The sequence below is a fragment of the Nostoc sp. DedSLP04 genome (assembly GCF_034530775.1).
Taxonomy (GTDB): Bacteria; Cyanobacteriota; Cyanobacteriia; order Cyanobacteriales; family Nostocaceae; genus Nostoc.
In genome coordinates this window covers 278440-304257 of sequence record NZ_JAVRCL010000001.1, presented here as the reverse complement: position 1 = coordinate 304257, position 25818 = coordinate 278440, and the positions used below count along the sequence as shown (strand labels likewise).

21 protein-coding genes are annotated in these 25818 nt (G+C 41.8%); 10 read left to right on the top strand and 11 right to left on the bottom strand.

The window, feature by feature from the left end; all coding sequences use genetic code 11:
* Positions 1-116: 116 nt before the first annotated feature.
* Both RMX89_RS01025 and RMX89_RS01020 read left to right on the top strand, forming a co-directional pair.
* The gene (locus tag RMX89_RS01025) at positions 117-1601 is read left to right on the top strand and encodes a galactose oxidase-like domain-containing protein (protein WP_322672571.1); all 1485 of its coding nucleotides are present in this window, start codon (positions 117-119) and stop codon (positions 1599-1601) included.
* 61 nt (positions 1602-1662) lie between these two features.
* Positions 1663-2598 (top strand): hypothetical protein, encoded by a 936-nt coding sequence (locus RMX89_RS01020; RefSeq protein WP_322687603.1) that lies wholly within the window; start codon positions 1663-1665, stop codon positions 2596-2598.
* A gap of 358 nt (positions 2599-2956) precedes the next feature.
* Here RMX89_RS01020 and rpsU read toward each other — a convergent pair whose 3' ends face one another.
* A complete protein-coding gene (gene rpsU, locus RMX89_RS01015; RefSeq protein WP_069073774.1) occupies positions 2957-3148 on the bottom strand; it encodes a 30S ribosomal protein S21 in 192 nt (63 codons plus the stop codon).
* Positions 3149-3268: 120 nt separating this feature from the next.
* Positions 3269-3586, bottom strand: coding sequence for an RNA-binding protein (locus RMX89_RS01010; RefSeq protein WP_322672574.1), 318 nt, complete (start codon positions 3584-3586; stop codon positions 3269-3271).
* A gap of 360 nt (positions 3587-3946) precedes the next feature.
* Here RMX89_RS01010 and RMX89_RS01005 point away from each other — a divergent pair, with 360 nt between their 5' ends.
* The 4 genes from RMX89_RS01005 (at position 3947) to RMX89_RS00990 (ending at position 9376) form a co-directional block, all read left to right on the top strand.
* Entirely contained in the window at positions 3947-5341 is a 1395-nt protein-coding gene (locus RMX89_RS01005) for a TldD/PmbA family protein (protein ID WP_322683140.1), read from the top strand.
* A gap of 537 nt (positions 5342-5878) precedes the next feature.
* Positions 5879-6415 carry a pentapeptide repeat-containing protein gene (locus RMX89_RS01000; RefSeq protein ID WP_322672576.1) on the top strand — a complete coding sequence of 179 codons (537 nt, stop codon included), beginning with the start codon at positions 5879-5881 and terminating at the stop codon, positions 6413-6415.
* A 406-nt stretch (positions 6416-6821) separates the two neighbouring features.
* Entirely contained in the window at positions 6822-8414 is a 1593-nt protein-coding gene (locus tag RMX89_RS00995) for a DUF1565 domain-containing protein (protein WP_322687602.1), read from the top strand.
* Positions 8415-8533: 119 nt separating this feature from the next.
* Positions 8534-9376, top strand: coding sequence for a hypothetical protein (locus tag RMX89_RS00990; RefSeq protein ID WP_322687601.1), 843 nt, complete (start codon positions 8534-8536; stop codon positions 9374-9376).
* Positions 9377-9415: 39 nt separating this feature from the next.
* On the opposite strand, the gene RMX89_RS00985 is transcribed toward RMX89_RS00990, so the two are convergent.
* Positions 9416-11485 (bottom strand): tetratricopeptide repeat protein, encoded by a 2070-nt coding sequence (locus tag RMX89_RS00985; RefSeq protein ID WP_322687600.1) that lies wholly within the window; start codon positions 11483-11485, stop codon positions 9416-9418.
* A gap of 483 nt (positions 11486-11968) precedes the next feature.
* Here RMX89_RS00985 and RMX89_RS00980 point away from each other — a divergent pair, with 483 nt between their 5' ends.
* The gene (locus tag RMX89_RS00980; protein WP_322672580.1) at positions 11969-12229 is read left to right on the top strand and encodes a hypothetical protein; all 261 of its coding nucleotides are present in this window, start codon (positions 11969-11971) and stop codon (positions 12227-12229) included.
* Between the two features lie 478 nt (positions 12230-12707).
* Here the strand turns inward: RMX89_RS00980 and RMX89_RS00975 are convergent, their stop codons facing one another.
* Positions 12708-15047, bottom strand: a complete 2340-nt coding sequence (locus RMX89_RS00975; RefSeq protein ID WP_322687599.1) for a PhoX family phosphatase — start codon at positions 15045-15047, stop codon at positions 12708-12710.
* 265 nt (positions 15048-15312) lie between these two features.
* On the opposite strand from RMX89_RS00975, the gene RMX89_RS00970 reads away from it, so the two are divergent.
* Positions 15313-16263 carry a glycosyltransferase family 2 protein gene (locus RMX89_RS00970; protein ID WP_322687598.1) on the top strand — a complete coding sequence of 317 codons (951 nt, stop codon included), beginning with the start codon at positions 15313-15315 and terminating at the stop codon, positions 16261-16263.
* A 436-nt stretch (positions 16264-16699) separates the two neighbouring features.
* Here RMX89_RS00970 and recG read toward each other — a convergent pair whose 3' ends face one another.
* From recG to rpsB, 4 genes are all read right to left on the bottom strand, one after another.
* Positions 16700-19195: an ATP-dependent DNA helicase RecG gene (gene recG, locus RMX89_RS00965; protein WP_322687597.1), complete on the bottom strand. Its 2496-nt coding sequence runs from the start codon at positions 19193-19195 to the stop codon at positions 16700-16702.
* Positions 19196-19293: 98 nt separating this feature from the next.
* Positions 19294-20154 (bottom strand): hypothetical protein, encoded by an 861-nt coding sequence (locus RMX89_RS00960; protein WP_322687596.1) that lies wholly within the window; start codon positions 20152-20154, stop codon positions 19294-19296.
* Positions 20155-20521: 367 nt separating this feature from the next.
* Positions 20522-21466 (bottom strand): translation elongation factor Ts, encoded by a 945-nt coding sequence (tsf, locus tag RMX89_RS00955; RefSeq protein ID WP_322687595.1) that lies wholly within the window; start codon positions 21464-21466, stop codon positions 20522-20524.
* 238 nt (positions 21467-21704) lie between these two features.
* On the bottom strand, positions 21705-22499 hold the full coding sequence (gene rpsB / locus RMX89_RS00950; RefSeq protein WP_190913288.1) for a 30S ribosomal protein S2: 795 nt from the start codon (positions 22497-22499) through the stop codon (positions 21705-21707).
* On the opposite strand from rpsB, the gene RMX89_RS00945 reads away from it, so the two are divergent.
* Positions 22424-22588 carry a hypothetical protein gene (locus RMX89_RS00945; RefSeq protein WP_322687613.1) on the top strand — a complete coding sequence of 55 codons (165 nt, stop codon included), beginning with the start codon at positions 22424-22426 and terminating at the stop codon, positions 22586-22588. The two genes, rpsB and RMX89_RS00945, sit on opposite strands and share 76 nt — an antisense overlap.
* Before the next feature lie 126 nt (positions 22589-22714).
* Here the strand turns inward: RMX89_RS00945 and RMX89_RS00940 are convergent, their stop codons facing one another.
* From RMX89_RS00940 to RMX89_RS00930, 3 genes are all read right to left on the bottom strand, one after another.
* Positions 22715-22882, bottom strand: a complete 168-nt coding sequence (locus RMX89_RS00940) for a hypothetical protein (RefSeq protein ID WP_322687594.1) — start codon at positions 22880-22882, stop codon at positions 22715-22717.
* A 360-nt stretch (positions 22883-23242) separates the two neighbouring features.
* Positions 23243-23983 carry a Uma2 family endonuclease gene (locus tag RMX89_RS00935; RefSeq protein ID WP_322683128.1) on the bottom strand — a complete coding sequence of 247 codons (741 nt, stop codon included), beginning with the start codon at positions 23981-23983 and terminating at the stop codon, positions 23243-23245.
* A 50-nt stretch (positions 23984-24033) separates the two neighbouring features.
* Entirely contained in the window at positions 24034-24831 is a 798-nt protein-coding gene (locus RMX89_RS00930) for an HAD family hydrolase (protein ID WP_322673505.1), read from the bottom strand.
* 104 nt (positions 24832-24935) lie between these two features.
* Between RMX89_RS00930 and RMX89_RS00925 the strand changes: the two genes are divergently transcribed.
* Positions 24936-25760: a hypothetical protein gene (locus tag RMX89_RS00925; protein WP_322673506.1), complete on the top strand. Its 825-nt coding sequence runs from the start codon at positions 24936-24938 to the stop codon at positions 25758-25760.
* Positions 25761-25818 lie beyond the last annotated feature (58 nt).

The window sequence follows — 25818 nt, the reverse complement described above, 5'->3', positions numbered from 1 at the left end:
AAAACATCATATATTAAGGCTAAATAAGCCTAAAGAAGTATAGATATAAATCAAGAAATCAATTAATAAAATAAAGTACGAAAAATGAAGTTTACGTAGGAATTTTTGTAAATAAAGTGACTCAACCTAATAACAACACTAACCTCCAAGAGGCAACAGATTTAGGGGCTTCCATTGCTCTAGCTACTACTACAGATAAATGGCAAGTATTGTCGTACAAGGCTCCAATCCTACCTATACATGCGGCTCTACTTCGTACTGGTAAAATATTCTTTTTCTGTGGCTCAGGTAACGATCCCAATCGGTTAAATACTCCCTATGACAGTGTGGTCTGGGATATAAACAAGGGAACCTTTTCCCGTCAAGCGCCTCCATTGGATAGTAACAATCAACCGATGGATCTTTTTTGCGCTGGTCACTCCTTCCGGCCTGATGGTCAGTTATTAGTTGCAGGTGGAACTTTGCGCTATGACCCATTTTATGGTTCACCCTATGCTCTGATGTTCGATCCCATTGCTGAGAAATGGGTCAAGATATTATCAATGAATAATGGTCGCTGGTATCCTACTGTGTTAACACTAGGCAGCGGTCGAGTCTTAGCAGTGTCTGGGCCGGATAAAGATGGCAAGCTCAATAGACAACCAGAAATTTATTCTGCTTTCTTTCCAAATGGTTGGAACGCTTTTCCAACAACTAGTGCCTTACCGGCATACGCACATCTGTTTCTACTAAGTAGTGGTAAAATCTTTTATTCAGGTGCTCAGATGGGTGTTACTGGAGTGACACCAAGGATATTAACCCTGCCAGAGACATTTACACAATCCATTACAGAAAAAGTGGTGACAGGGCTGCAAGACATAGCTTTTGGCGATCAAGCTGCCAGTGTGCTTTTACCACCTGCACAAGATCAAAAGGTGATGATTCTTGGTGGAGGTAGTGGTAAAACAGCAACAAAGAGAGTAAATATTGTCGATTTAAAAGCTAGTAATCCAACTTACGTAGCAGCAAAGCCGTTAAACTATGCCAGGATGCATCACAGTGCAGTTTTGTTGCCCGATCGCACAGTGTTTGTTTGCAATGGTAGCAAAATGAATGAGGACACAACACAAGCAATGCTGCCAGCAGAAATCTACAATCCAGCGACAAATACCTGGACAGTAGTAGCTAAACAAACTGTTCCCCGCGTATATCACTCGGTGGCCTTGCTGCTACCAGATGGTAGGGTCGCAGCAGCTGGAGGGAACCCTCAACGGACGGTCAATGAACTGCGATTAGAAATCTACAGTCCTGCGTATATGTCGCGATCGCGTCCAGTTATTCGGAGCGCTCCTCAAACAGTGACCTACGGGCAGCAATTTACGATTCAGACACCCCAAGCTGCGAATATTAAATGGGTTAGTTTTATTAGACCAATGGCAACTACCCATTCTTGCGATACAGAACAAAGGTTAGTCGATGCACCCATTATTTCTAGAAACGCTACTTCTGTTAAGGTCACGGTCATAAACAATCGAAATATCGCACCACCGGGCTGGTACATGCTTTTTATTAGTGACAACAATGGAACACCCTCAGTAGCAACCTGGACGCAAATATATTAGCCTTATCTGTTTATGTTCGCACTGCTACCTAATAAAAGTCATTAATTCTAGGAAGGAAAATATGAATTACAAGCTATCACGTCGACGGTTTGGACAATTGGCACTTGCTGGAACTGTAGTATCTGGACTGAGTTATCTAACCAAGAAAGCCTTGGCAGAAACACCAAGTGTAAATATTGTCGGTATAGGTTCTAGCCCGATCGTTACTATTGACCAAACGGCTATTACAGAGGTAAACACCACTGAATTAGTAGAGAACACTGCCCTAAACAGTGTAAGCACAGATATTAAGCCTGTAGGACTAGTTTTGCAATCCTTAATGACAGGAAAAGCTCAGGTACTTACAGATAAAAGTACACCTCTATTAGAGCCTAATGAGATATTGAGTGGTTTTACCTCTTTAAGCGATGGCACACTTGTTGTAGCCATTACTCCGGTTGCGATTAGTCGGAGACAGGCGACATTTACTCGTATTACATTTTTGGGTACGCCTGTAAGAACTTTGATACTTTCAGGACTTAAACCAAATCAACAGCTTGGGAGCTTGCTAGGTACTAATGATGGGCGGCTCATTGGTCTAGTAGGTAAGAAGAACGGGACACCACCGATCAAATTGGTAGATATTGACCTTCAAACAGGAGAGATAAGTTTTATTAGTAAGGTTAAATTCCTGGAGGATGAGCGGATCAGCAATCTAGCTGAGTGTCCAAATGGAATACTTTATAGCTCTGTAGTTGGTGAGTATGGTGAGACAACTCTGGTACAGGTAGATCCAAATCAAAAAAAGCCTATCAGACTAGGACAATTGAAACTTAATGGTCAAGCATGGAATAATGGCTTACAAAGCTTAGTTTGCTCTGCAACAGGTCAAATCCTCGCCTTTGGAGCGATGAGATATGAGACTCCTAATGCTGTGTTTATTGTTGATAAGAACAGTGGAACTATGACTCGGCTACAAGACTTTGATAGTGCTCAGATTACACGTGCTCGTGCTTAGAAGAAATTGATGTCTGGTTTTGGGGGAAAGGGAAAGGGTTAAAAGGGAAAAAACCTTATATATCTAGCCTTCCACTCCTTTTCCCTTTAACCGAGCAGTATTGGGTACAGCTTATTATTAAGAATATTTTTGACTGATTTTCTAATTAGTTAACCCTGGAAATTCTGATTAATATAAAACAGCAGTAACTCAAACAAATATATAATGATTTTGATAGATAGCTGATATCAGGAAAGGTTGCCGAAGTTCAAAACTTGCTCATTAGATTCTCCTTTGGAGTACAGCGATCGCCTTTTCGACAGCTAAGAATCTAATGAGAGAGTGGGTTAGCTACGCTAACCGGAGGTATCGCTAATTATTAATTACGACGGAAATTTCTCTTGCGTTGTTTGTGTCTTGCGACTTCTTTGCGTTTGTGTTTTTCCAAAGGTGTTTCAAAGTGACGATTCTTTCTCATGTCTGGAAAAATACCTGCTTTGGAGACTTCCCTCTTAAATCGACGTAAGGCTGACTCAATTCCTTCATTTTCGCCCACAAATACTTGGGTCATTTATCATCTCCTACTTAATTGGTACTGGGCAATTAAAGCCATCCAGTAGACCGGAGCGCAAAAAGGGCAGATAATGATTCTGCCCTTTAGACGTTAAAACTTAATTTTTGATCTTAAAGCTTAGTAGCGCGATCTATTGTATCCACCGCCACCGCCACCGCGACGATCGCCACCACCAAAAGAACCACCTCTATCTTCCTTTGGTTTCGCTTTATTCACTTTGAGATCGCGTCCCATCCATTCAGCTCCATCAAGAGCATCAATGGCAGCTGTTTCTTCTGCTTCTGTGCCCATCTCTACAAAGGCAAAGCCGCGTGGCCGTCCTGTTTCACGGTCAGTAGGTAACTGAACCCGCTTTACAGTACCGTGTTCGGCAAAAACAGAATTGAGGTCTTCTTGTGTGACCTCGTAGGATAGATTACCTACATAAATTGACATGCATTATCTCCAAAATCATAGGTGTGTAGAGATTTAGATTTCGGAGGCAAGTTTGTTAAGACCAAAAGGAAAAAGCCTGTCAATACTAAAAACAAAGAATGTAACCGAATTTTATTCTCACTTGATTATCTTAGCACATCATTGAGTTCTTACCCACCGGAACTCAAGATTGGGGATTGGAGATTAGGCACAAGAAGCAGAGGTGCAAAGGGGTACGGAGGAAAAACTTACTGCAATTTCTTTTCTGCTTTTCCACTGCCTCATCTCCCTCAGTACCCAGTCTCCTCATAATAATTGATTAGCAGAAATTCCCCAAATAATTGCAAAATAAATGCAGTTCGTCATTGTTACTAATTGGAAATGCCGACTACACTTGCTGACGCACAAAATTTACTTTCTGACCTGATCGCCCGCTACTCTAAGCGTGTAGATTATCTAATGATTCGCCTTGAAGAAGCAGAAGGGACTGATATCTTGTTGCGTGGCGACAAGGTAGAAACTCTCAGTGAAGGCATCTCCATTGGTGGACATATTCGCGCTTGTTATAAAGGCGGATGGGGGTTGAGCTGCTTTAACCAACTGGCAACAATCGAAGATCGCATAGAAGAAGCGATCGCAGCTGCGCGGATGGTTGGTAATGAAGAAACTTTACTTGCACCCATTGACCCAGTGCAAGCAGTATGCATTTTACCTCTAAAAGGTACCGATCCCCGAAATATCCCACTCTCGCAGAAAAAACAATTGTGCGATCGCTATGCCCAATTGCTTAAAAGCGTCGATCGCCGAATTACCACTACCTCGGTGCGTTACGGTGACAGCGCCCAAAAAGTAATCATTGCTACTTCCGAAGGTACTTCGATCGAGCAATCTTGGGTGGATATGGAAATGCGCTTTGCCGCCACCGCCAGAAATGGCGAAACCGTACAAACTGGACGGGAAACTACTGGCTCTCGCAAAGCTTACGAAGATTTAACTAGTTTGGATGAACAGGTAAAAGATGCTGCTCAAAGAGCGATCGCCGCTTTATCTCTACCACCGGTCAAAGGCAATACTTACACTGTAGTCATTGACCCAATTCTCACGGGTTTATTTGTCCACGAAGCCTTCGGACATCTTTCTGAGGCTGATATGGCTTACGAAAACCCCGATCTGCTGGAAGTTATGACCATCGGACGGCGGTTTGGCCCAGAAGAACTGCAAATTTTTGATGGTGCGGCTCCAGAGGGACATCGCGGTAGCTATTTTTACGACGATGAAGGCACACCAGCTACTACTACTCAACTAATTAAAGATGGAGTTTTAGTGGGACGTTTACATTCTCGTGAAACTGCTGGCAAATTGGAGGAAGCGCCTACGGGTAACGCTCGCTGTCTCAACTATCACTTTACTCCCATTGTGCGGATGACAAATACTTGGATTGAACGGGGTAAAACACCAGTTGCAGACTTATTCACCGATATCAAAGAAGGAGTTTATGCCCGTAATTGGTTGGGTGGGATGACAAATGGGGAAATGTTCACCTTTAGTGCTGGGGAAGCGTGGATGATTAGGAACGGCAAAATTGCTGAACCTGTGCGAGATGTGACGCTTTCGGGAAATGTATTCCAAACTTTAGCGGATATTGAGGGACTTGGTGATGATTTTTATTGGGATGAATCTGGCGGTTGTGGTAAGGGAGGACAAAATGGCTTATCAGTGGGTTGTGGTGGCCCTAGCCTCCGAATTCGAGATGTAGTGGTTGGTGGGGAAACATGAACTATCTGCTTCAGTCGTAAGAATCATAATCTGCAAAAGAATAGGAATTGGTTTTGCCATAACCTTTAGCAGACGAACACCACAATTGAGTATAGCGATCGCTTTGCACTAATGCTTAACGTGAGTCTGCAACGGAGGCTCACGTTAATGCTTAAACTTTTAAGGTGAGCAGCATCCCTCCCAAGTATGAAATTAACTCACAACTCTAGGTAGTAGCGCTAGTATTTAAAAATAGCTAGTCTAGACAAAGTTGATTCAATATCCACTTTAGTTTGATTCATCACACTAATCCTCCGTGGCGCGTGCTGGGGATTTAGTGTTAGTCTGGATAGTCCAAAATTATTCATAATCGATTTCTTGCAGACTAGCTACTACTGCGCTAACGTAATTCGTAATTAAAGACTATTTCAGACACTTATTTAAACACCCAAACTGAAATAAAGCCACGTATATATAAAAGCTAATTACATTCAAAAATTACGAATTACGAATTACGAATTACGAATTAGTTAAACGTTCCTTAGCACAGCGACAGATATGAAAGCAGATCAACTCCTGAAAAACTATGCCGCAGGTGTCAGAGACTTTACTGGCGTCAACTTGAGCGAGGCCAATTTAAGAGAAGCCAATCTCAGTGGCGTAATTTTAGATCGAGCAATTTTAGATGGAGCTAATCTGAGTCACGCTAATTTAACCAACGCCAGTTTGATTGAAGCAGACTTAAATGGAGCAGATTTGAGCAATGCGGATCTCAGTAATAGCAACTTAAGCAAAGCTATTTTGGATGGAGCGATTTTGGATGGAGCGATTTTGGATGGAGCTAATTTGAGTCACGCTGATTTGACGGTTGCTAAATTGATTGAAACTAAATTGAGTGAGGCGGATTTGCAAGAAGCAAACTTGATAGCAGCAAATCTAGATGGAGCGGATTTAAGTGGTGCAGATTTAACTGTAGCTGACTTATCCCAGGCAAATCTCACTCAAGCAGATTTAAACCAGACAAATTTGAGTGGAGCAAATTTGTCTGGAGCCAATATAGAAGGAACTATTCTGGATGATAATGTCATCCCTTAATCTTCTCTGCACAGGCGCTACAGTTTACACACCAGTCTTTTTGAGTTGCAAAGGCATTGTTTTAACTGACAATGCCTTTGTTGCAGCTGACAATACCATCGAGATGAGAACTTGGAATATTGCATAAAAGTCTATAAGGGACTTCCAAGAAATAAATTATCCAATCTTGTGGGGCGGGCATCTTGCACGCCTTTGGTTACTGGGCGGGCGAGACGCCCACCCCACAATAAATAGTTGGATATTTTTTTATTTGGAAGTCTATAACTTGTGTGTACACACGATCTGCTTGCCAGAAAAAGTCAGATGGATATATTTTTTATACACAAGGATATTACTGTGAAAAAGTTTGCTACAAGTAGTGTTATTTACGATTGTCATAATTAAAACAATTGACTCTCAACTATCAATGGTGAACTCTACCCTCGTCGTCACACTCTATGTCAACCCTATGACAGGGAATGATAGCAATACTGGTTCACGGTTGAGTCCATTTAAAAGCCTCACCCGTGCTTTAAAAGTAACCAAAATCCCGACGATAATTTATCTGGAGTCGGGGACTTACAACGCCGCTAGTGGTGAGGTGTTTCCACTAATCATACCTGGAGGAGTGACAGTGGTAGGTAATGAAGCTAACAAAGGTGTAGGGATTGTAATTTCCGGGAGTGGTGAATATCAAAGTCCCAGTTTTGGTATACAAAATATTACGCTGCTCTTGGTAGATAATGCCAGTCTTTTAGGTGTAACTGTCACCAATCCCTCAGTTAAAGGTACTGGTATCTGGATTGAATCGGCTGCACCTACTTTAAGTAACAATACTTTGAGCAACTGTGGGCGGGAAGGTGTGTTTACCACTGGTACTGCCAAACCCGCAATTTTAGATAACATATTTGTACAAAATACTGCTAGCGGGTTAGTAATGGCAGGTCATAGCCAGGGAGAAGTACAACAGAATGTATTTCAAAGAAACCCTTTAGGTATAGCAATTAGTGACTTTGCCGTTCCAACGATCGCCAATAACAAGTTATCAGAAAATCGCACAGCGATCGCACTTTCTCGTAATGCCCAACCTGTGCTGCGTCAAAATCTGATTACTAAAAATACCCAAGGTGGTTTATTAGTCAATGGCAATGCAGTCCCAGATTTAGGTAATAGCGAAGATCCAGGTGATAATATTTTTCGGGATCATAGGGAATTTGATTTATATAATGCCACTACACAAAAGCTAGTTTCCGTAGGTAATCAATTAAATCCTTCTCTAGTTAAGGGCATGGTAGAATTACTCCCAACCAATCGAGTAACGGTTAACACCAGTTTCTCTGATACCTCGACAGAATCCCCACCTCAAAAACTCCCCTTGCCCCCTTGTCCCCTTGTCCCCTTGTCTCCCCCTCCCCCCTTCCCCGCCTCTCCCGAACTAAACGGACATTGGGCAGAACCATTTATTCAGGCATTAGCGAGGATGGATTTAACTCATGCTTTTGCCGATGATAGTTATCAGCCAGATAAACCCATGACTCGCGCCCAGTATGCAGCAATGGTGGCGATCGCTTTTAACCCATTTCCCAAAATCCCCGCACCTGATTTTACGGATGTACCCAAGGATTTTTGGGCTTATAGCGCTATCCAAATCGCGGCTAGCGGTGGTTTTGTTGGCGGATTTAGCGATCGCACTTTCCGCCCCGATCGAGGTGTGCAACGGCTACAGGTGATTGTCTCCTTAGTAAACGGACTGGGACTACCAGCTGTCGATCGCGATGTTGTAGAAGTATATAGCGATCGTCATACCATTCCCGACTACGCCCGGACAGCCGTTGCTAGTGCTACACAACGTGGAATAGTTGTCAACTATCCAGATCCGAAAGTACTTGCACCTTTACGTTTTGCAACACGCGCTGAAGTTGCAGCGATGGTTTATCAGGCATTAGTCGCGATTGGGCGAACATCTGCGATTAAATCAGTCTATGTGGGGTTGCATTCTAGAAGTTGGCAAGTAGAATAAGGAACACTGCCTATCGGCTCGGCAACTCTTGGAAAAATAAACCATGTAGTTAAAAGCACGCTAGGCTAATATGCGGTGGGTGACAAATCTTAGACCTATTGCCTAAAGCTAATAGCCTCATGTTAACAACACTTCCAGACACCTCTGCCAACTTGGCGATCGCTTTATTAATTAACTATAGTTTCGATCTCGGTGGGTATAGTGCCAATGAGCTAGTTGAGCGTTGGCAAACGCAATACCCCCTTAATTGGCTACACTTGGCAGTGATTGAGGCACTATATCAAGGTCGTTATAAAGCGGTTTCTGTGCAGCAAATTTTAGTATTTTGGCAGCGCCGGGATCAGGCTACATATCATTTCAACATGGAATTTGAACGGATGATTTGTAGCAAGTTTCCTCAAAACTTAACGTCATCGGCTGCGCCAGCTTTACCGCCAGCCAAGAGAAAACCCACTGTAGAGCAAGTGACAAGTCCTCAATTACCACCAGCTAAGATTCGCAACGGCTATCAACACAGCAATACTGCAATTCTCCAACTGAAAAGTTATCAACCAAAGACATCTTTGAGTGAAGAAGAAGGAAAGCAGGAAGATAGAGACAATAAAACTGTCTTGAAGTCTCCGCTTTCTGGGAAATTTACCTCTTCGGCAACCCTTGAGCGATTATCTGCTGTCAGCCAGAGGCAAACTTCACAAGAAAGTCCAGTGCCTTTCCCGTCACCAAACCATCATCAACGACAGCCAAAACTGCTCCCGCCTGCTCCTATTCATGCCCCAATCGGGCAATTTACTCCCGAAACAAGCGATCGCTCTGATTCTTTTACATCTAAACTCAAAGCCATGTCTAGCGAACATAACCCAGGTGTGGAGAGCAGGGGAGCAGAGGAGCGCGGGAGCAGGGGAGCAGAGGAGCACGGGAGCAGAGAGCACGGGAGCAGGGAGCAGGGAGCAGGGAGAGAATAACTAATGACAAATGACAAATGACAATTGACAATTGACATTCTATTCTGCAACTAACAACTTAAAGCGTTCATCGTCGGCAATATCATCAAAATCTAGGTCACTTGCTGCGTCTTCTTTATACCTGGGATTAAGTTCAATCGCTTGTTGTAAAGTTAACAGAGATCGGTCAATTTGTCTTTGCAGTGCGTAACAGGCTGCTTTGTTGTAATAAGCACTGGCATAATCTGGCTTAATTTCTAAGGCTTTGTTAAAACTAGCGATCGCTTCATCATCGCGTCCTAATCTTACCAATGTATAACCATGTTTATCCCAGATTTTGGGAGAATTGGGTTGGAATTCCAGCGCTTTCTCAAAGGAGATTATTGCCTCTTCGTATTGTTCTAATGCTACTAGAGAAAGACCGCGATTTAACCAAGCAACGGCATCATCGGGTTTAATTTGTGTAGCTTTATCAAATGAGTCAAAGGCTTGCTGATGCTGTTGGAAGTTACCAAAAGCAACGCCGCGATCGCACCAAGCTTGATGATAATCTGGCTGAATCGCAATCGCTCGATCGTAAGATGCGATCGCATCTTGGTAGCGTTTTAATCTTCCCAGAGTTAGACCACGTTTTAACCAACTCACAGGTTCATCATGTTGGATTTTAACTGCTTGGTTGTAAGCTGCGATCGCATCTTCATAGCGTCTTTGAGAAAACAGATCGTCTCCCTGTTTTACATACTCATCAGCAGTGAATTCTGGTTGTTGCGGCTGTTCCTGTATTTCTTCTTCAACTTCAGAATTTACCACCTCTAGAATGGATTCCGGCGTAATTTCAGATAGTTCTTGAAGAATCAGATCCTTTCTTTCTTCGGCATCTAATTGTAACTCAGAGAGTTGAGAGTCAAATTCAGTTTCTAATCTTTCTAACTTCTCTAAAATGAGAATTTTTTGTTGTTGGGCATTCCATTGTAATTCTGAGAATTGCGAACTAAACTCAGAACCAGATTTTTCTAAATTCTCAATGAGTAGCTCTTTGGATTTTTGAGCATCTACATGTAATTCCGATAATTGAAATTTAAATTCTGACTGCAATACTTCTAAATTTGTAATAATTTTATTTTTTTGTTCTTGAGCATCTACCTGTAATTCCGATAATTGAGATTTAAGTTCCCGCTCAAATATAGTTAAACTGTCAAAGGCAATCTCTTTTTGCTTTTGAGCATCTACCTGTAATTCGGATAACTTTTCTACAAACTCTGACTGTAATTGTGTTAAGCTTTCAAAAATTATATCTTTTTGCTGTTGAGCATCAGACTGCCATCCAGAAAGTTGAGATATGAACTCAGACTTTGATATTTCTAAATCAGTAACGGCTAGTTCTTGCTGTTGATGCACACCTAACTTTAACTTAGACAGTTCTTCTGCGATCGTAGATGCTAATTTTCCTAAATTTTCCAATGCTATATCTTTTTGTTGTTGAGCATCAAACTCTAACTTAGATAGTCCCGAAGCAAATTTTGACTCTAAATTTTCTATATTTTTTTGAGATTTTTTTAGTTCCGCTTCTAATCTACTTAATACCTGCGCTTTAGCTAAATTTAGATCGGATATCTGAATAGATACATTTTCTTGTTCATTTTTAATTTTTTGTTGTAGAGCAGTCGTTTCCTGTTCTAATTCATAATTTATTTTTTTTGCTTCTTGAATAACATTTTCAGCTTCTTGTTTAACGGTGGTTAGCTGATTTTGTAATTTTTCCATTCCCTGGACTTGTTGCATCGCCCTATCAACAATTTCCCGGATTATCACCCGTCGCAACAGCCATAACAAAGCAATGACTGCGACTGGAAAGAGACTTAGTATAACTAGCCAAACATCGAGTAAAATAGTTGTGCGGTTAAAAGTGCTTTTAAAATCAGACTGGACTTGCTGTTGAATTCGTTTTTCTGCTCGTAGTCGTGCTAACTCTTCCCGTTCTGAATTCGATAACACCGGAGTCGGAGTTAGTGCTGGGTTGGGTGATGGTGCAGATTGTCCACTGGCGATTCCAACGAATAACAATAAGGGTAAAAATACAATCGTACTTTTTACAATTAAAGCGAAAACAGCTTGATTTTTGCTCTGCATAACAACCATCTGCGTCTGTTGGTCAGTTTTTGAAGCGGCGTGCCTCTTTCCAATCTATAACAGAATTAAGTAGTTAAATGTTGTAAAGGCAGTGTAAAATTCTGAGCAATCCTTCACTAATCCGTTTCCTCGTCCTTAGTGTACGTACAACTTTAGTAGTAGAGTGCAGTTAAGTTTGTGACAATTTTTTTGAGGTACTATTATAACATTATTAAGTTGTAACTGCTGCTAAAGATGGTGAAAATCAAGCAGTACAAATAGTAATTTCTCAACTAGTGGAAGACAAATTGCAAAATGATAGACGCTTTCTTAGACCATCCACCAAAGAAGGTTCGGACTTTGTTCTTACAGATAACAAGGCGTTGAAACTGTAAGTTATACCTATATGGTAAGTGTCAGATGTGGTTACTTCGCATTAACATTAGATTATCTCCGGTAAGCAGATTACTTGTCCTAAAATTAACTTAACAAAGGCGGTAGAAAATGGGTCGCATAAATCCTTACACACTACAATTGCAGATTACCCGAATGTTTGAGCAAGGGCAATCATTATTTGCCACAACCAAGGTACAGGAATGGTTGAAAGAACGTAAACACAATCCAGAAGATTATGACATTATTTTCCATAAAAAACCTGCACCTCCTGGTTCCAAAGAAGTGATGGTTGTGGAAATTGAATTACGCCGCAAAGATGGACAACCTGTAGATCCGTGGTTGCAGGAACAAGCAAATCTCCATGCCTGATCGCAACTATAGCAATCCTAAATTAGATGTGAAATCTTCTTTTTCTTTTCTTGGCATTTTGCAGAAAAGGTGATTTGTTGATTTTCACAGCTTAGAGGATATTTGAAAAGTCATGATTGATGTATTAAATATTTTTACCCCACCCTCACCCTCCCCTTATAAAGGGGAGCCACTGCGTTGGGCGGCTCTGCCGACTTGAAGCAAGTGGCGTGAGGGAACCGGATTTTTTTGTTTCCCGCATTTATAAGGGGGGATTAAGGGGGGTAATAATTCGATTAAAATCACAACATACCACTTTTAAACAACCTCTTAGATAGAATTGCTATGTGTGAGGGCTACGCCTACACCCCAACTCAAAACATAACTTACTGTAAATATTGAAATAAGTTTACAAAAATTTTATACAAGTGACGTTGCATCTCTAAAAGATGCAACGTGTAACTTTTTAGTTCAAAACTTAATTCAGAATGCTGTCTTGTTAAATAAACTTACTGCGAGAATTTTTTGGGCGGATACCAATTACAGATGGTCGGGGAATACCTGTAGCTTCCTCCTTACCACCATCATTTTTTGAGATATTACTCGGCCAACTACTGCCACGAGGTAAACTTCGAGTTTGATTAAATGTACTACCATTCAAATCTAGTAATTCAATGCTGCGACTTAGCATTGTGCCATCGTTAATTGGACAATCTTCACCAGGATGTTGTACTGAAATAATCAGTGTATTTCCGACAAAAGTTGGGCCGGTCATTTCGCAACGCACTGGCCCGTGAGCAAATGGTATTACCTGTCCGGCATTTGCACCACTGGTCGGGATATAAAACAGCCAGTTATTACCGAATACTCCGGTAAAATCAGAAACATTACCACTAACTGTATGATCGATTTTGGTTTGCTTACCTTCAGCACCTACATCAAAACCGTTGTGAGTGCCGGTAGACATATCCGTGACACCCCAAACATTTCCTTGATTGTCAAAAACTAGATTATCAACGTTGGCAAAACCAGCACCATTAACTGACCCGGCTTCGCCGCCTTGGGCAAATCTCTGCCACCGGAAGGTTAAACCTGTAGCATCAGCGCTATCTTCAATAATCTTGTACAGTCCTCCTGATTGCTGAGTCGCCTTGGCATCTGTACTTAACTTGGCAACTTGAAAAATCCGCGAATCAGGATAACCATCACTTCCCGGCGCACCATCAGTATAGGCAATGAATACTTCTTTGGTGGTTGGATGCACTTCTATATCTTCTGGACGCGCTGTAGGAGTTCCCCCGACTAAGTTTGCAGCTAAAAAGGCATCACTCAGAACAGCACCTTGGCTAGAGTAGAAGTCAGAAAGTTTCTTATTTTGATAATCAGGTAATGCTTTTGCTTCGTTAGTGCGATCGCATTTAAATGTACCACCATCTTTGACTTCACCTGCAACCCCATTGCGTCTCGGTAGTGGTAAAAGACCTTCTTTTTGTACTTTCTGCAATGCAGCAAATTCTACAGAAGATAGAACTGTCGGCGTAATTGGATTGGTAGCGGTAGTTAAAAGTAACGGTATCCATTTACCTGTACCGTCTGGATTGTAACGAGCAACATATAATGTACCACTTTCCCATAAACTGCTGTTAGTTTTACTGGTGGGTGAAGAAATAGTGTTTGCACTGACAAATTTCCAAGTGTGTCCCCCCCGTCTGTCATCACCCAAGTAAGCAATTAATTTTTTGCCTTTTTCAACACGCAGGGCAACATTTTCATGGCGAAAACGACCCAACGAAGTGTGTTTGCGGGGACGAAATTTCGGATTTTTGGGGTCAATTTCTACAATCCAACCGTATTTTTCGCCAACTAAACCAAAAGTTTTGCCGATAGTTTTCTCTGTATAATCTGTCTGAGTCCCATTAGCTTTGACTCCTTCTGTAACGCTATTTTGGAAGTTTTCTTCCGCAGATAAAATTGTTCCCCAAGGAGTTTTACCGCCAGAACAGTTAAAGGCAGTACCAATAATTTTGTTGCCCAATTCATCAGAGGAGAGATTAAAAACTTGGCTGGCAGCTGGGCCAGTTCCCATTAAATAATTTTTGTCACCTTTTTGATGATTGCGACTTCCCCAAGCTGTGATACTTTTGTAGTCATCATTGCGTTGGCTATTGATTCCCAACCCAGAAAGACCATGAATTCGGCGATTTTTGGCATCTTTGACTACAGCAAAACGTTTATTGTTATTCTGGCGGGAGATACGAACGATTGAGCCGCCTTGATTATATAAAAATTCACCTTCGACTTCAATATTTTTGCTGGAGGGGAAAGCCCAACCAATGACGTTTTCAAATGCGTCAGGCAGTCCTTTCAGATCGGATGAATCTTCTACTAATAAACTAGAAAATGGAAAACTAACGTATTCATGATTCACCCATAAATACCCGACATCATTAGTTTTACCAAGGGGAATAAATCCAGTGAAATCGTTGTTATAACCGAAATAATCATCTTTGTTGGGAAAGACGCGATCGCCCCAACTGACAATTACATAACGTTCGTACTCTGGCGGCACTATCACATCATCAATAACGTTATAGTTACCTAACTTAATATCCGCAGATGCATTAACTACTTCTCCCTGACCAATTCCTGTTGGTAAGAAATTTTTCTGTTGTTCATAAATTGGTAGGGGATGTGGTAGGCGTACAGGTGTAAAGCTAATACTGGACGTTTTTGCATCTGCCCCACTAGCAAAACTATTTAGAAGTTTGTCTCCCAAAATAGCAGCACCAGCACTGCCAGCAAAAAATATTAAAAGTTCTCTCCGACTTAATTTAGACATTCAACTTTCCTCTGTGTGGCAGAAAAAATTAGTAGAAATAAACTCTAATTTCTGAAAAATTACTGTATTTGAAATACTTAGTAAGTTATTAATAATAAAGGGATATTATTTTATTATTTACTTTAGTTGATAATGATTAAGCTGAGGTTATAAGTTAATTAACTAAAAATTATTACCTCTTGCTATTTACTTAGCCCAAATCAAGTAAGGAACAGTGTCAGCGCCCCATCTGTCCTATCCTGGAGATGGATAAATCAATAGTGTTGTGGGTGAGACTGTGTTTTTCAGCATTGTGATACCGACTTATAATCGCCAACCGATTTTAGAAAAGTGCCTCCGCGCCTTGGAGTTGCAGGAGTTAAGTCAGCCAACGGTTACTAATTACGAGATTGTCTTGGTGGATGATGGTTCTACTGATGGCACATTGGAGTGGTTAGCAGCACACAAAGAAGAGTTTCCCCATGTGCGCTGGTTTCAGCAAGATCATGCTGGCCCAGCTGCTGCTCGAAATTTGGGGGTAGAGAAGGCGCAAGGAAACACAATTATCTTTATTGATAGCGATTTAGTGGTGCTGAAGAATTTCCTGCAAGCTCATGCTGACGCGTTAGTGCAGGGGAAAGAGAAATTGGGAAGCGATCGCTTTTTTACTTACGGTGCAGTTATTAATACTTGCAATTTCAACAATCCAACCGCTGAACCCTACAAAGTCACAGATTTTTCAGCAGCTTTTTTTGCTACGGGAAATGTAGCAATTCCCAAACATTGGCTAGATAAAGCCGGACTTTTTGATACTAGTTTTCAACTCTATGGCTGGGAAGATTTAGAATTAGGTGTGCGGCTGAAAAAACTAGGTTTGACACTAATTAAATGTCCAGAAGCCGTAGGATATCACTGGCATCCAGCATTTAACTTAGAGCAAATTCCCCGATTAATTGACCAAGAAATTCAACGCGGACGGATGGGAGTTTTGTTTTATCAAAAGCATCCCACATGGGAAGTGCGAATGATGATTCAAATGACTTGGCTGCATCGGTTACTTTGGGGAATTTTGTCACTCAATGGCGCATTGAATGAACGAACAATGGCTCCGTTGTTGCAATGGCTAATTAATTTAGGTAAACCGCAATTAGCTTTAGAAATTGCTCGAATTTTCCTCAACTGGTACAACGTGAAGGGGGTCTATGAAGCGTATGCTCAAATGCAGCAACCATCGTGATTGAAAATAGAGAATAGGTGATAGAAAACAGGGAATCAGAGAAAACGCATCTTATTTCTTTTGTCTATTATTCCTATTCATTATTTCTTTGATTGCCTTAGAAGTTATAAGGGAAATGAAGCTATAAATACAACTTCAGATGAAACAAAATATTATCGGCCCAGTTTCGTAAGTTTCACTGTTACAAAATTGTTGAGTTTTTAGACAATTCAAAAAAGCATCAAGTATCACTCCAACAGGAAAACATATTCCTCATAATAAAATTGCAAGCCGCTTGAAATTGATAAAATTAACAAGAAGTATAGGAGTAAGAAAAATTATAGATAAAAATATAATGTCTAATAATGGTTCTATAACAAGAAGATAATTAATAAAATTTGTAATCTTCATTTTTTAATTCTTTGATTTTTTATCTGCTGATAAATATTAAAATATATTATGTCAAAATCGCCCCACCCATTAAGCGCTCATATCGATACTTCAACTCTTCTTTCATCAAATACCAACGCTCTAAAGTAACATCCATCTCTATTATTTTTTCCGCTGCTTGCCGTGCTAAAAGTAAAACTTCTTCATCGTCAACCAAACTCGCTAAAGTAAAATCTGGCACTCCAGATTGACGAGTTCCTAGCACTTGCCCTGGCCCGCGAAAACGCATATCCATCTCGGAGATGAAAAAGCCATCCTGAGATTGTTCCAATACCTTCAACCGTTGTTGAGCATCAGGGCTTCTAGAACTGCTCATCAACAGACAGTAGGACTGAGCCGCACCCCGACCAACACGCCCCCGCAGTTGGTGCAGTTGTGATAAGCCAAATCGCTCTGCATTTTCAATGAGCATCACCGTAGCATTAGGTACGTCTACACCAACCTCAACAACGGTAGTAGAAACCAAAATTTGCGTTTGGTTATCGCGGAATTTGGTAATCGCTTCATCCTTATCGGCTGAACTCATACGACCGTGCAACAGCCCCACTTGAAAGTCGGGAAAAACGCTTTCTTGTAACTTTTGATGCTCGTCAACAGCCGATCGCAAATCTAATTTTTCTGATTCTTCCACCAAAGGCAAAACCACATAAACTTGTCTACCTTGGACAATTTCTCGGCGGATCAGGTCGTAAGCATGGTTGCGTTGCTGACCTGACAATACTGTTGTCTGAATCTTTTGCCGCCCCGGTGGTAACTCATCAATTTGGCTCACATCCAAATCCCCGTGTATCGTCAGTGCTAAGGTTCGGGGAATTGGGGTAGCTGTCATAGTTAACACATGAGGTTGATTGCCTTTTTGCTGCAAACGTGCCCGTTGTTCTACCCCAAAGCGATGCTGTTCATCGATCACTACTAACCCTAATTGCTGAAAGTTTACAGGGTCTTGAATCAACGCATGGGTTCCTACTAACAAAGGTAATTCACCAGTTCCTAACTGAGAATGTATTTGTCTTCGTTTAGCAGCTTTAGTCGAACCTGTTAGTAATTCCACTGGTAAATGCAAGAGGTTAAACCAACTAACCAACTTGCGATAATGTTGTTCTGCCAAAACTTCTGTCGGAGCCATCAGCGCCGCTTGGTAGCCAGATTGAATTGCTGCGAGGATAGCCAGCACGGCGACGACTGTTTTACCAGAACCGACATCACCTTGTACCAAACGATTCATTGGCACAGGTTTTTGTAAATCGTTGAGAATGTCGTTGAGAACTCGTTGCTGTGCGCCTGTGAGTTGAAAAGGCAGTATTTCGTGAAATTTCTCTACAAGTTGACCGCGCGGGACAAGAATAGCGCTGGTTTGAATCGCTCTTGCTTGCTGTTGACGTTGCAGCAACCCAAGTTGCAGGTAGAAAAATTCGTCAAAAACTAGGCGACGACGGGCAACTTGTAGGGCGGCGCTATCACTGGGAAAATGAATATTAGCGATCGCATCTTTCAATTCCATCAAACCATACTTCTGCCGCAAACCACTTGGCAAAGGATCTTTCAGGTTAGCCGCAGCGGGTAAAGCCGCAATTACCGCCTGTCGCACTGTATTCGCCACCACGCCTTCAGTTAGTCCATAAATTGGCACTACCCGCCCAATATTTAGCGACTCAATGGTATCTCCTGGACTTGCCAAAACCTCTAGTTCTGGATTATCCAATGTCAAGCCATATTTACTTTCTTTCACTAATCCACAGGCCGCCAGAATGCTACCTACTGGATAACGGCGTTTTAAACTTTCTTGCCAAGCGCGACTGCTAAAGCGCGTACCTGCGTAAAAACGACCAATTTTGATTTGACCGCTGTTATCTTTTACTACCAATTCTAAAATTGATAATTTCTGATTTTTAGGGCTAGTAAAGCAGTTGCAACGCTTCACTGTAGCCACTATTGTCACCGTTTCACCCGCCTGTAACTCGCGGATATTCACCTGACGCGCATAATCAATATGGTCACGAGGATAGTAGAAAAGCAAGTCGCGGACGGTATGTAAACCAAGCCGTGCCAAATTATCAGCTTTTTTAAAACCTATTTCTGGTAGATCGCTGAGCTTTTGCTCAATTTTCGGTGCAAGTCTCCGACTCACCTCAGAGATAATTTTGGATTTTGGATTTTGGATTTTGGATTGATAAGTTTTCCCTTGCTCCCCTGCTCCCCTGCTCCCCTGCTTCCCCTGCTCCCCCTGATCCTCTTGCTGTAGTTGGGAAAGATACCTACGAGTCTCTGCTACTAAATGCTGCCTTTCTTCCAGTGCTAGATGTGGATAACTAGCAAATTGCACCGCTAATCCTTGCCAACGGCGGCGTTCAGTGTGGGGTAAGCCTGTTGGGAATTTGCCCAAAGTTAAGCTTAGAAATTCACTGAAACGGTATTCTCTGCCCATCAAGTCTGTAAAGCCACGTTCAGCTTCTATTGCCAAGGCTTTGTGCAATCGTATCCAATCTGGTTTTTCATTAGTCATTGGTCAGCAGAGTTAGGAGTGAGGAGTTAGGAGTGAGGAGTTAGGAGTTAGGAGTTAAGAATAAATAACTCATAACTCATAATTCATAACTCATAACTTTATTCAAACCAACTAGCGCGCCATGCAGCTTCAGCTTCAGCGATCGCTTTTTCTTTATACCTTTTTTTATACTCTCGTCCTAGTTTGTTTAGCTGAACTAAAATACTGCGGATTCGCTTGCGATCGGAGGAAAGTGTCACATCAGCAAATTCAATTTCTCCTAGCCGCAGGTTAATAGCCATAATTTGAGTCAGTCCAGAATCTTCTGACTGTTGCTCATTTTCAATTTCAATTACTAAGTTTAATAAATTGGGTGGCCCTGGCATGACCTCAGCAGATGCTTCTGATGCTGCCGCCGCTGCTGCTAAAATCGGTTCTGGTAATTTTTTCGGCAATACTCCAGCTTTTTGTAACAAAAGATTAGCATCATGCGAAAGTTTTTTCAGTATATCTTGCGCAACCTCTTCTAATTTCTGTTGCCATCTTGCCAGTTCTATAGGATCGGAGGTGTTGGCAGTGAGATACTGAGAATTAGAAGTGTCAAGAAATAGTGAAGATGAAGAGGGTGTTACTTCCTCATCCATATCGTCTCCCTCATCTTCCTCATCCATCTCATCTCCCTCATCTTCCCCTGATTCTTCACTTGTAAGATAAATGAGCAATTGTTCAGCTGCGAGTTCACCCAACTTGCGAATAGCTTGTTGCAATTGTTGGCGCTGATTCAATGACAAATGCAAAAAGTTTTCGGGATATCCTTGAGTGCAGAGGTGGTAACTTGCGAGAATCAACTGTTTGCGTACAGCTAGCCCCAAGGTATTTAGATAACTAGCATAAGCGCTTTGTAGTTCGATCGCGATCGCCCGGATCGCTTCTTGGAGTGCTGCAATATCCTGCTCAATTCGCTCGATTGCTCTTGCCATATTTTTTCGCTCTTGCCCATCTGAACCATTACATAGTACAAATGTACAAACTTATTTTAGGATAACTTTTCAGAGAATTTTATATTTTAAATTAAATGCGATATTTTCTGTCTTTTAGGGAACTCCAAGAAATAAATTATCCAATATTGTGGGGTGGGCATCTTGCCCGCCATATCGACTGGGCTATCGTGTCGCCCACCCCACAGGAGTTAGGATATTTTTTTATTTGTAAGTCTCTTACTAAATAAAAGACAGGTCAGGCTATTTGCTTGACCTGTACTTTAAGCAGTTAGGAATTAAGAATTATAAGTTATGAATTATGAAGTTAACTTCCTATTAACTCCTAACTCCTAACTCCTAACTAATATTACTTAGTGCCCATTTGTGCAGCGACTTCATCAGCAAAGCTGATTTCTTGCTTTTCAATGCCTTCGCCCAGTATATAACGGACAAAGCGAGTCACTTGAATCTCTTCACCTAATTGAGTCTTGACTTGTTTTATCAAGTCTTCTACGGAAATACTCTGATCGCGAATGTAAGGCTGATCGAGCAAAGTCAATTCTTTCAGGCGTTTTTCAATCCGTCCCTGAACAATCTTTTCTTTGATGTTTTCAGGCTTGTTCGCCAAATCATCCTTGCCCATTTCAATGTCTTTTTCCTTTTGGGCAATTTCGGCGGGGATTTGGTCTACGCTCACATACTCGACATTGGGACAAGCCGCAACTTGCATTGCAGTGTTCCGTGCCAAGGTTTGGAACTCTGAATTAGTAGCCACTGACTCAGTTTGGGAACCTAGTTCTACTAATACACCAACTCGACCGCCAGTGTGAATGTAGCTGTCTACTACACCTTGTGTGCCCTCTGCTATTGCAAAATTAACAAAGCGGCGCACTTGGATGTTTTCACCAAGGGTGGCAATAGTTTGCTTGATGGATTCTTCTACAGTCGCACTTTCATTCTCAATATAGGGTTGAGCCAGCAAAGACTCAACACTATCAGCTGTCGCTGCTTGCTTTGCTAGATTCTTAACTAAAGCTTTAAAAGCCTCGTTACGAGCAACAAAGTCGGTTTGGCAGTTGACTTCTATGAGTACACCCACTCGACCTTCGGGCTGAATGTAAGTGTCTACTAGACCTTCCGCCGCAATGCGATCGCTTTTTCCCCCCGCTTTAGAGATGCCCTTTTTCCGTAGCCAGTCTATGGCTTCTTCTATATTGCCATCAGTCTCTATCAGCGCCTTTTTGCAGTCCATCATGCCAGCACCAGTTTTTTGGCGTAGCTCTTGGACGAGTTTTGCAGATATTTCCGCCATGTTCCCTCAATTCCTAACTTGACCTCGAGTTGTAATCACTCACCTAATTTAGTACTGAGTACTGAGTTTTGTTAGCGTTAGCTCGGCGTTTAGCCCGTGCTGAGTTTTGAGTGTTCAGTTATCAATTTTATTCTTCATTGACAAATCACAACTTACAACTTCAAAAATTAAGACTCAGCACTATTCAATTTGCTGAGTCTTTCTATCTTACTCAGGACTTAGCACTCTTGACTCAGCACTATTCTTCTGTCTCCTCGTCGGGAATTACGGCATCAGTATATTCGGTTTCTTCGTAGTCATCGTCATACTCACTACCGTCGTAATCTTCGTAATCATCTTCAACATCCAGCTGACCATGACGACCTTCATAAATGGCATCTGCCAATTTTCCGACTATCAGTTTAATTGACCTGATAGCATCGTCGTTTGCTGGGATGGGGATATCTACTACATCGGGGTCACAGTTTGTATCCAACATGGACACAATGGGAATATTCAGCTTTTGGCATTCTTGAACTGCGTTATATTCCCGGCGTTGGTCTACAATTACCACGATATCGGGCACTTTTCGCATTGTTTTAATGCCGCCCAAGTATTTCTGAAGCTTCGTCATTTCCCGACGTAGCATTGATGCTTCTTTTTTCGGCAATAAATCTAGTGCGCCAGTTTCTTCACGGCGTTCTAAATCTTTCAGACGGTCAACCCGTGTTTTGATGGTTGCCCAGTTGGTCAACATTCCGCCCAACCAGCGTTGGTTAATGTAGTGTGAACCACAACGGCTAGCTTCTTGGGCAATAATTCCAGCTGCTTGGCGCTTGGTGCCGACGAAAAGAAATTTCTTCCCTTGTTCTGCGTGCGATCGCATGTAGTTGTAAGCATTATCCATCAACTGGGCAGTTTGCACCAAGTCGATAATATGCACGCCATTGCGGGAAGTATAAATGTAAGGAGACATTTTTGGGTTCCAACGCCGGGTCTGATGCCCAAAGTGAACCCCTGACTCCATCATTTGAGCCAATGAAACTACTGGCATATATTTTTCAACTCCGATTCGGGTTAAACCTCCATCCAAGTGTATTTCCCAATCGGGAAACACCCGAATTCTTAGATGTGCGAGATTAGTTAACCATACTAGGTTAACATATTCCGAAGAGTTGTAGTTGCTTGACCGAATGAGGTCAAAAAAATAGTGCTGCCTACTCAACAATTGGGCAGCACTATTAATGAAAATCTTGCTATTTTAAAGGTCTACTCGCGGTCTTCTCGATCTTCGGGTTTAGGTTTTTGCTGCCGTTGTTCAATCTGGTCGTCGATAGTTTCTCTCATTTTGCGATCGGCAGCGTCCATCGCAGAATACTTAAAGCGGTTGATTATGCCACTGAACAAGTTGCCAAAGAATCTTTCAATTTCTTGCATAATTTTATACCTCAGTATTTAAAGGTAAATTCTTATTGATCTTGGACTTTCTAGTGGAAGTAGGAAATAAAACGCTAACCTGTGCTTGAAGTATCTGTTAATCTCTTAGCGTCTCTGGGTGCTTAGAGGGCTGGCGGTTTATTTATCCTTTGATTCAGTTTTGCTTGGGAATGACTGTATAAAACAGTCTTCTCAATAAAATCAGTATTGTTGAGACTTACTAGATTGAAACGCGCTAGAGATTCATCTATTGTATTCTGTCTCAGGTAATAAATGTGGCAAAGACACAGGTAACAAATTGTCTACTTGTTTGTAACATGTCCTGTAGCTACAGGAACTTCTAGAATTACACCCTGTATATTACTGAATAGTATCGGGGTCTATATTGAGCGATCGCAACCTTGCCTTTAACTGTTCTATCTGCAATTCTGCTTGTTCTGCTCGTTGGCGTTCCTGTTCTGCTCGTTGGCGTTCCTGTTCTACCAGTTCTTCTGCCTGCTGCCTTGCTAAAACTTCCTGCCCCAAAGCCTCTGCCAGTTCATTAGGGATGAGTAATTTTTCCCCAGTATCTTCTCGATAAAACCCAATTAGCCTTCCCTCAATCACCAAACGCAGTTGTAATGGTTCACTGCGTCCATCCTCTATAGGTTCGTAGATTTCTCCCCGCAGACGATAGCCACGTAGCTGTTGTTCCACCCACTCGCCTTTAGGATCAAATAGCCAGTATTCCTTGACACCCAACTGCTCATAGAGGGTCTTTTTGAAGATTTCGTCTTGTCCTTTAGTACCAAAGGATGTCATTTCAAAAATAACTCTGGGTACTTGACCCTCTTCCCAAATTTTATAGTTGTCTCGACCACCGGGTGCAACATCAAAAATCACCATCACATCTGGGGCTACCCGCAACTTAGGAAAGCCCTGTGCATAGTAAAGGAATTGATTTCCTAATACTGTTGCCTGACGATTTGCCAAATACTGTTTCAGGACTTCTAAGGTAGTTAGTAAGGCATAAAGGTGGTCGTAAGTTTCTGCCACTGGTTGACCATCAGCACTGGGGTAGAAGATTTCTGATTCGACACTAGCAGGTAAAGTAGCCGTCATGGTTGTAAAATCAGTGCTACAAGATTATTGTAGAACAACTCTACTTCTCTCTAAGTTGAGATGTGCAAGCTTTTCAAAATATAACTAGATAACTCACAAAATCCTTCCCCTTCGGCAGCTGCGGTCATATAAGCCGGCTGATGTTGCAATTTATCTGCATATTCCAACACGTTTGCCACGCCTACAGAAACAGGAAAATAACGTCGATCGAATAAACTTTCATCATTAGGACTATCGCCGACAGTGACAATTTGTTCTGATGAATACTGGGGCAAATATTCGCGCAATACTTGCAACAATCCCACAGCTTTATCTTGTCCTTGGGGTTTAATGTGACACTGCACGTTGCTATAGGTAAATCCCCAGCCCATTTGTTGACAGAGATTATCTAGGGTTTGTAGTTCATCTTCACACAAACCAGCTACATCAAAAGTCCAGTCGGTGATGCGAAAGCGATTATCAGCAGATTCTTGGATTTGGGGAAATTTAGTTTGTAAATTCTCAAAAGTCATAGCCAAGTGCTGGCGATGTTGAGCTAAATCAGGAATGGGTGTTAAGACTATTGGTTTCTGATTTCCAGGTGGAAAGTACAAACCGCCATTTTCTGCCATCGCACCTGCCACTGGCATCAAACTACTCAATCCACTTACCCACCCAGCAGAACGTCCGGTGACAATTAGCACTTGAATGTCAGCTGCGGCTAAATCCTCTAAAGCTTGTAGCAGTACGGGAGTAAATTTTCCTCGTCTAGTCAGGGTGCCATCCATATCTGTGGCTATCAGACGAATCTTGCTCAAGCTTGTAGATGAAACCTCAGATAGGGGAGCGAGGCTCAAATGTCTGGACATATACGGTTTGTAAAATGCTGTAAAAAATATTAATCATACAGCAAGATGACCTTGAAGATTTGGGCATCCTAAACATCAGGAGTCAAGTTTTTCAGTTTCCCACCATGTCCACTTCAATGTTTCTTGCCCAATCCTCTGGGAAAAAGGCTACTAAAAAGGCATCCCAGGAAGTACCAGCAAGTAATCCTCAAATACCACCATTATTGTTGGTAACTTCTGGAGGACTGGCTTTAGTGGTGATTGCTTTGATTGTGTATATTAAACTCCAGAAGGATAGGCTGGAGAAAAAACTTAAGTTTGAACAATTCCGCGCGCGAGAACTAGAGAAAAAGTTTAAGCTGGCGCTGGAAACAATTCGCAAAATGGAAACTAATCCCGATTTGGTGAACTCACGGGATTTTAACCTGGATTATCTGCGAATGCGGATGTCAGAGGAGGTGTTTCATTTTGCAATTCTTAATCAAATAAAGATTCAGATCAAAGAAAAAATTTCTCAAGCCCTGCGTCCAAGTCAAGCCCAACAAGGATCGGTTGGAATTGCTAATAGTGCTGGACGGCAAGTAGATGAAATTTTTGATGTCGAGTATGAGACTGGTAGTCCGGGGAATTCTGCTAAACGGGTGCTGTTTCGGATTCAAATCAAGTTAATGAAGTTACCGACGCAAGCAACTTCTGCGACTATTAGTCAAATTATTGATTGTATAGAAACTTACCTAAGCCCGATAGAAGACGAAGATAGTTGGCAACCAATAATTCAAGGTCGGATTGCTACCATGCATTGGGATCAAAAGGCTAAACCTACGCCTCTACTAGTGCTAGAACAATCGAATGAAGGGGTGAATGTAACTTTCCGTACTACTCGCCAACCAAATACTCCAACTCCACCAAAGTCATCTGGAATTAAAAAATCAGGCTCGGCTAGACAATAAATTATGGTTGTCATTGGTCATTGGTCATTGGTCATTGGTCATTGGTTATTGGTTATTG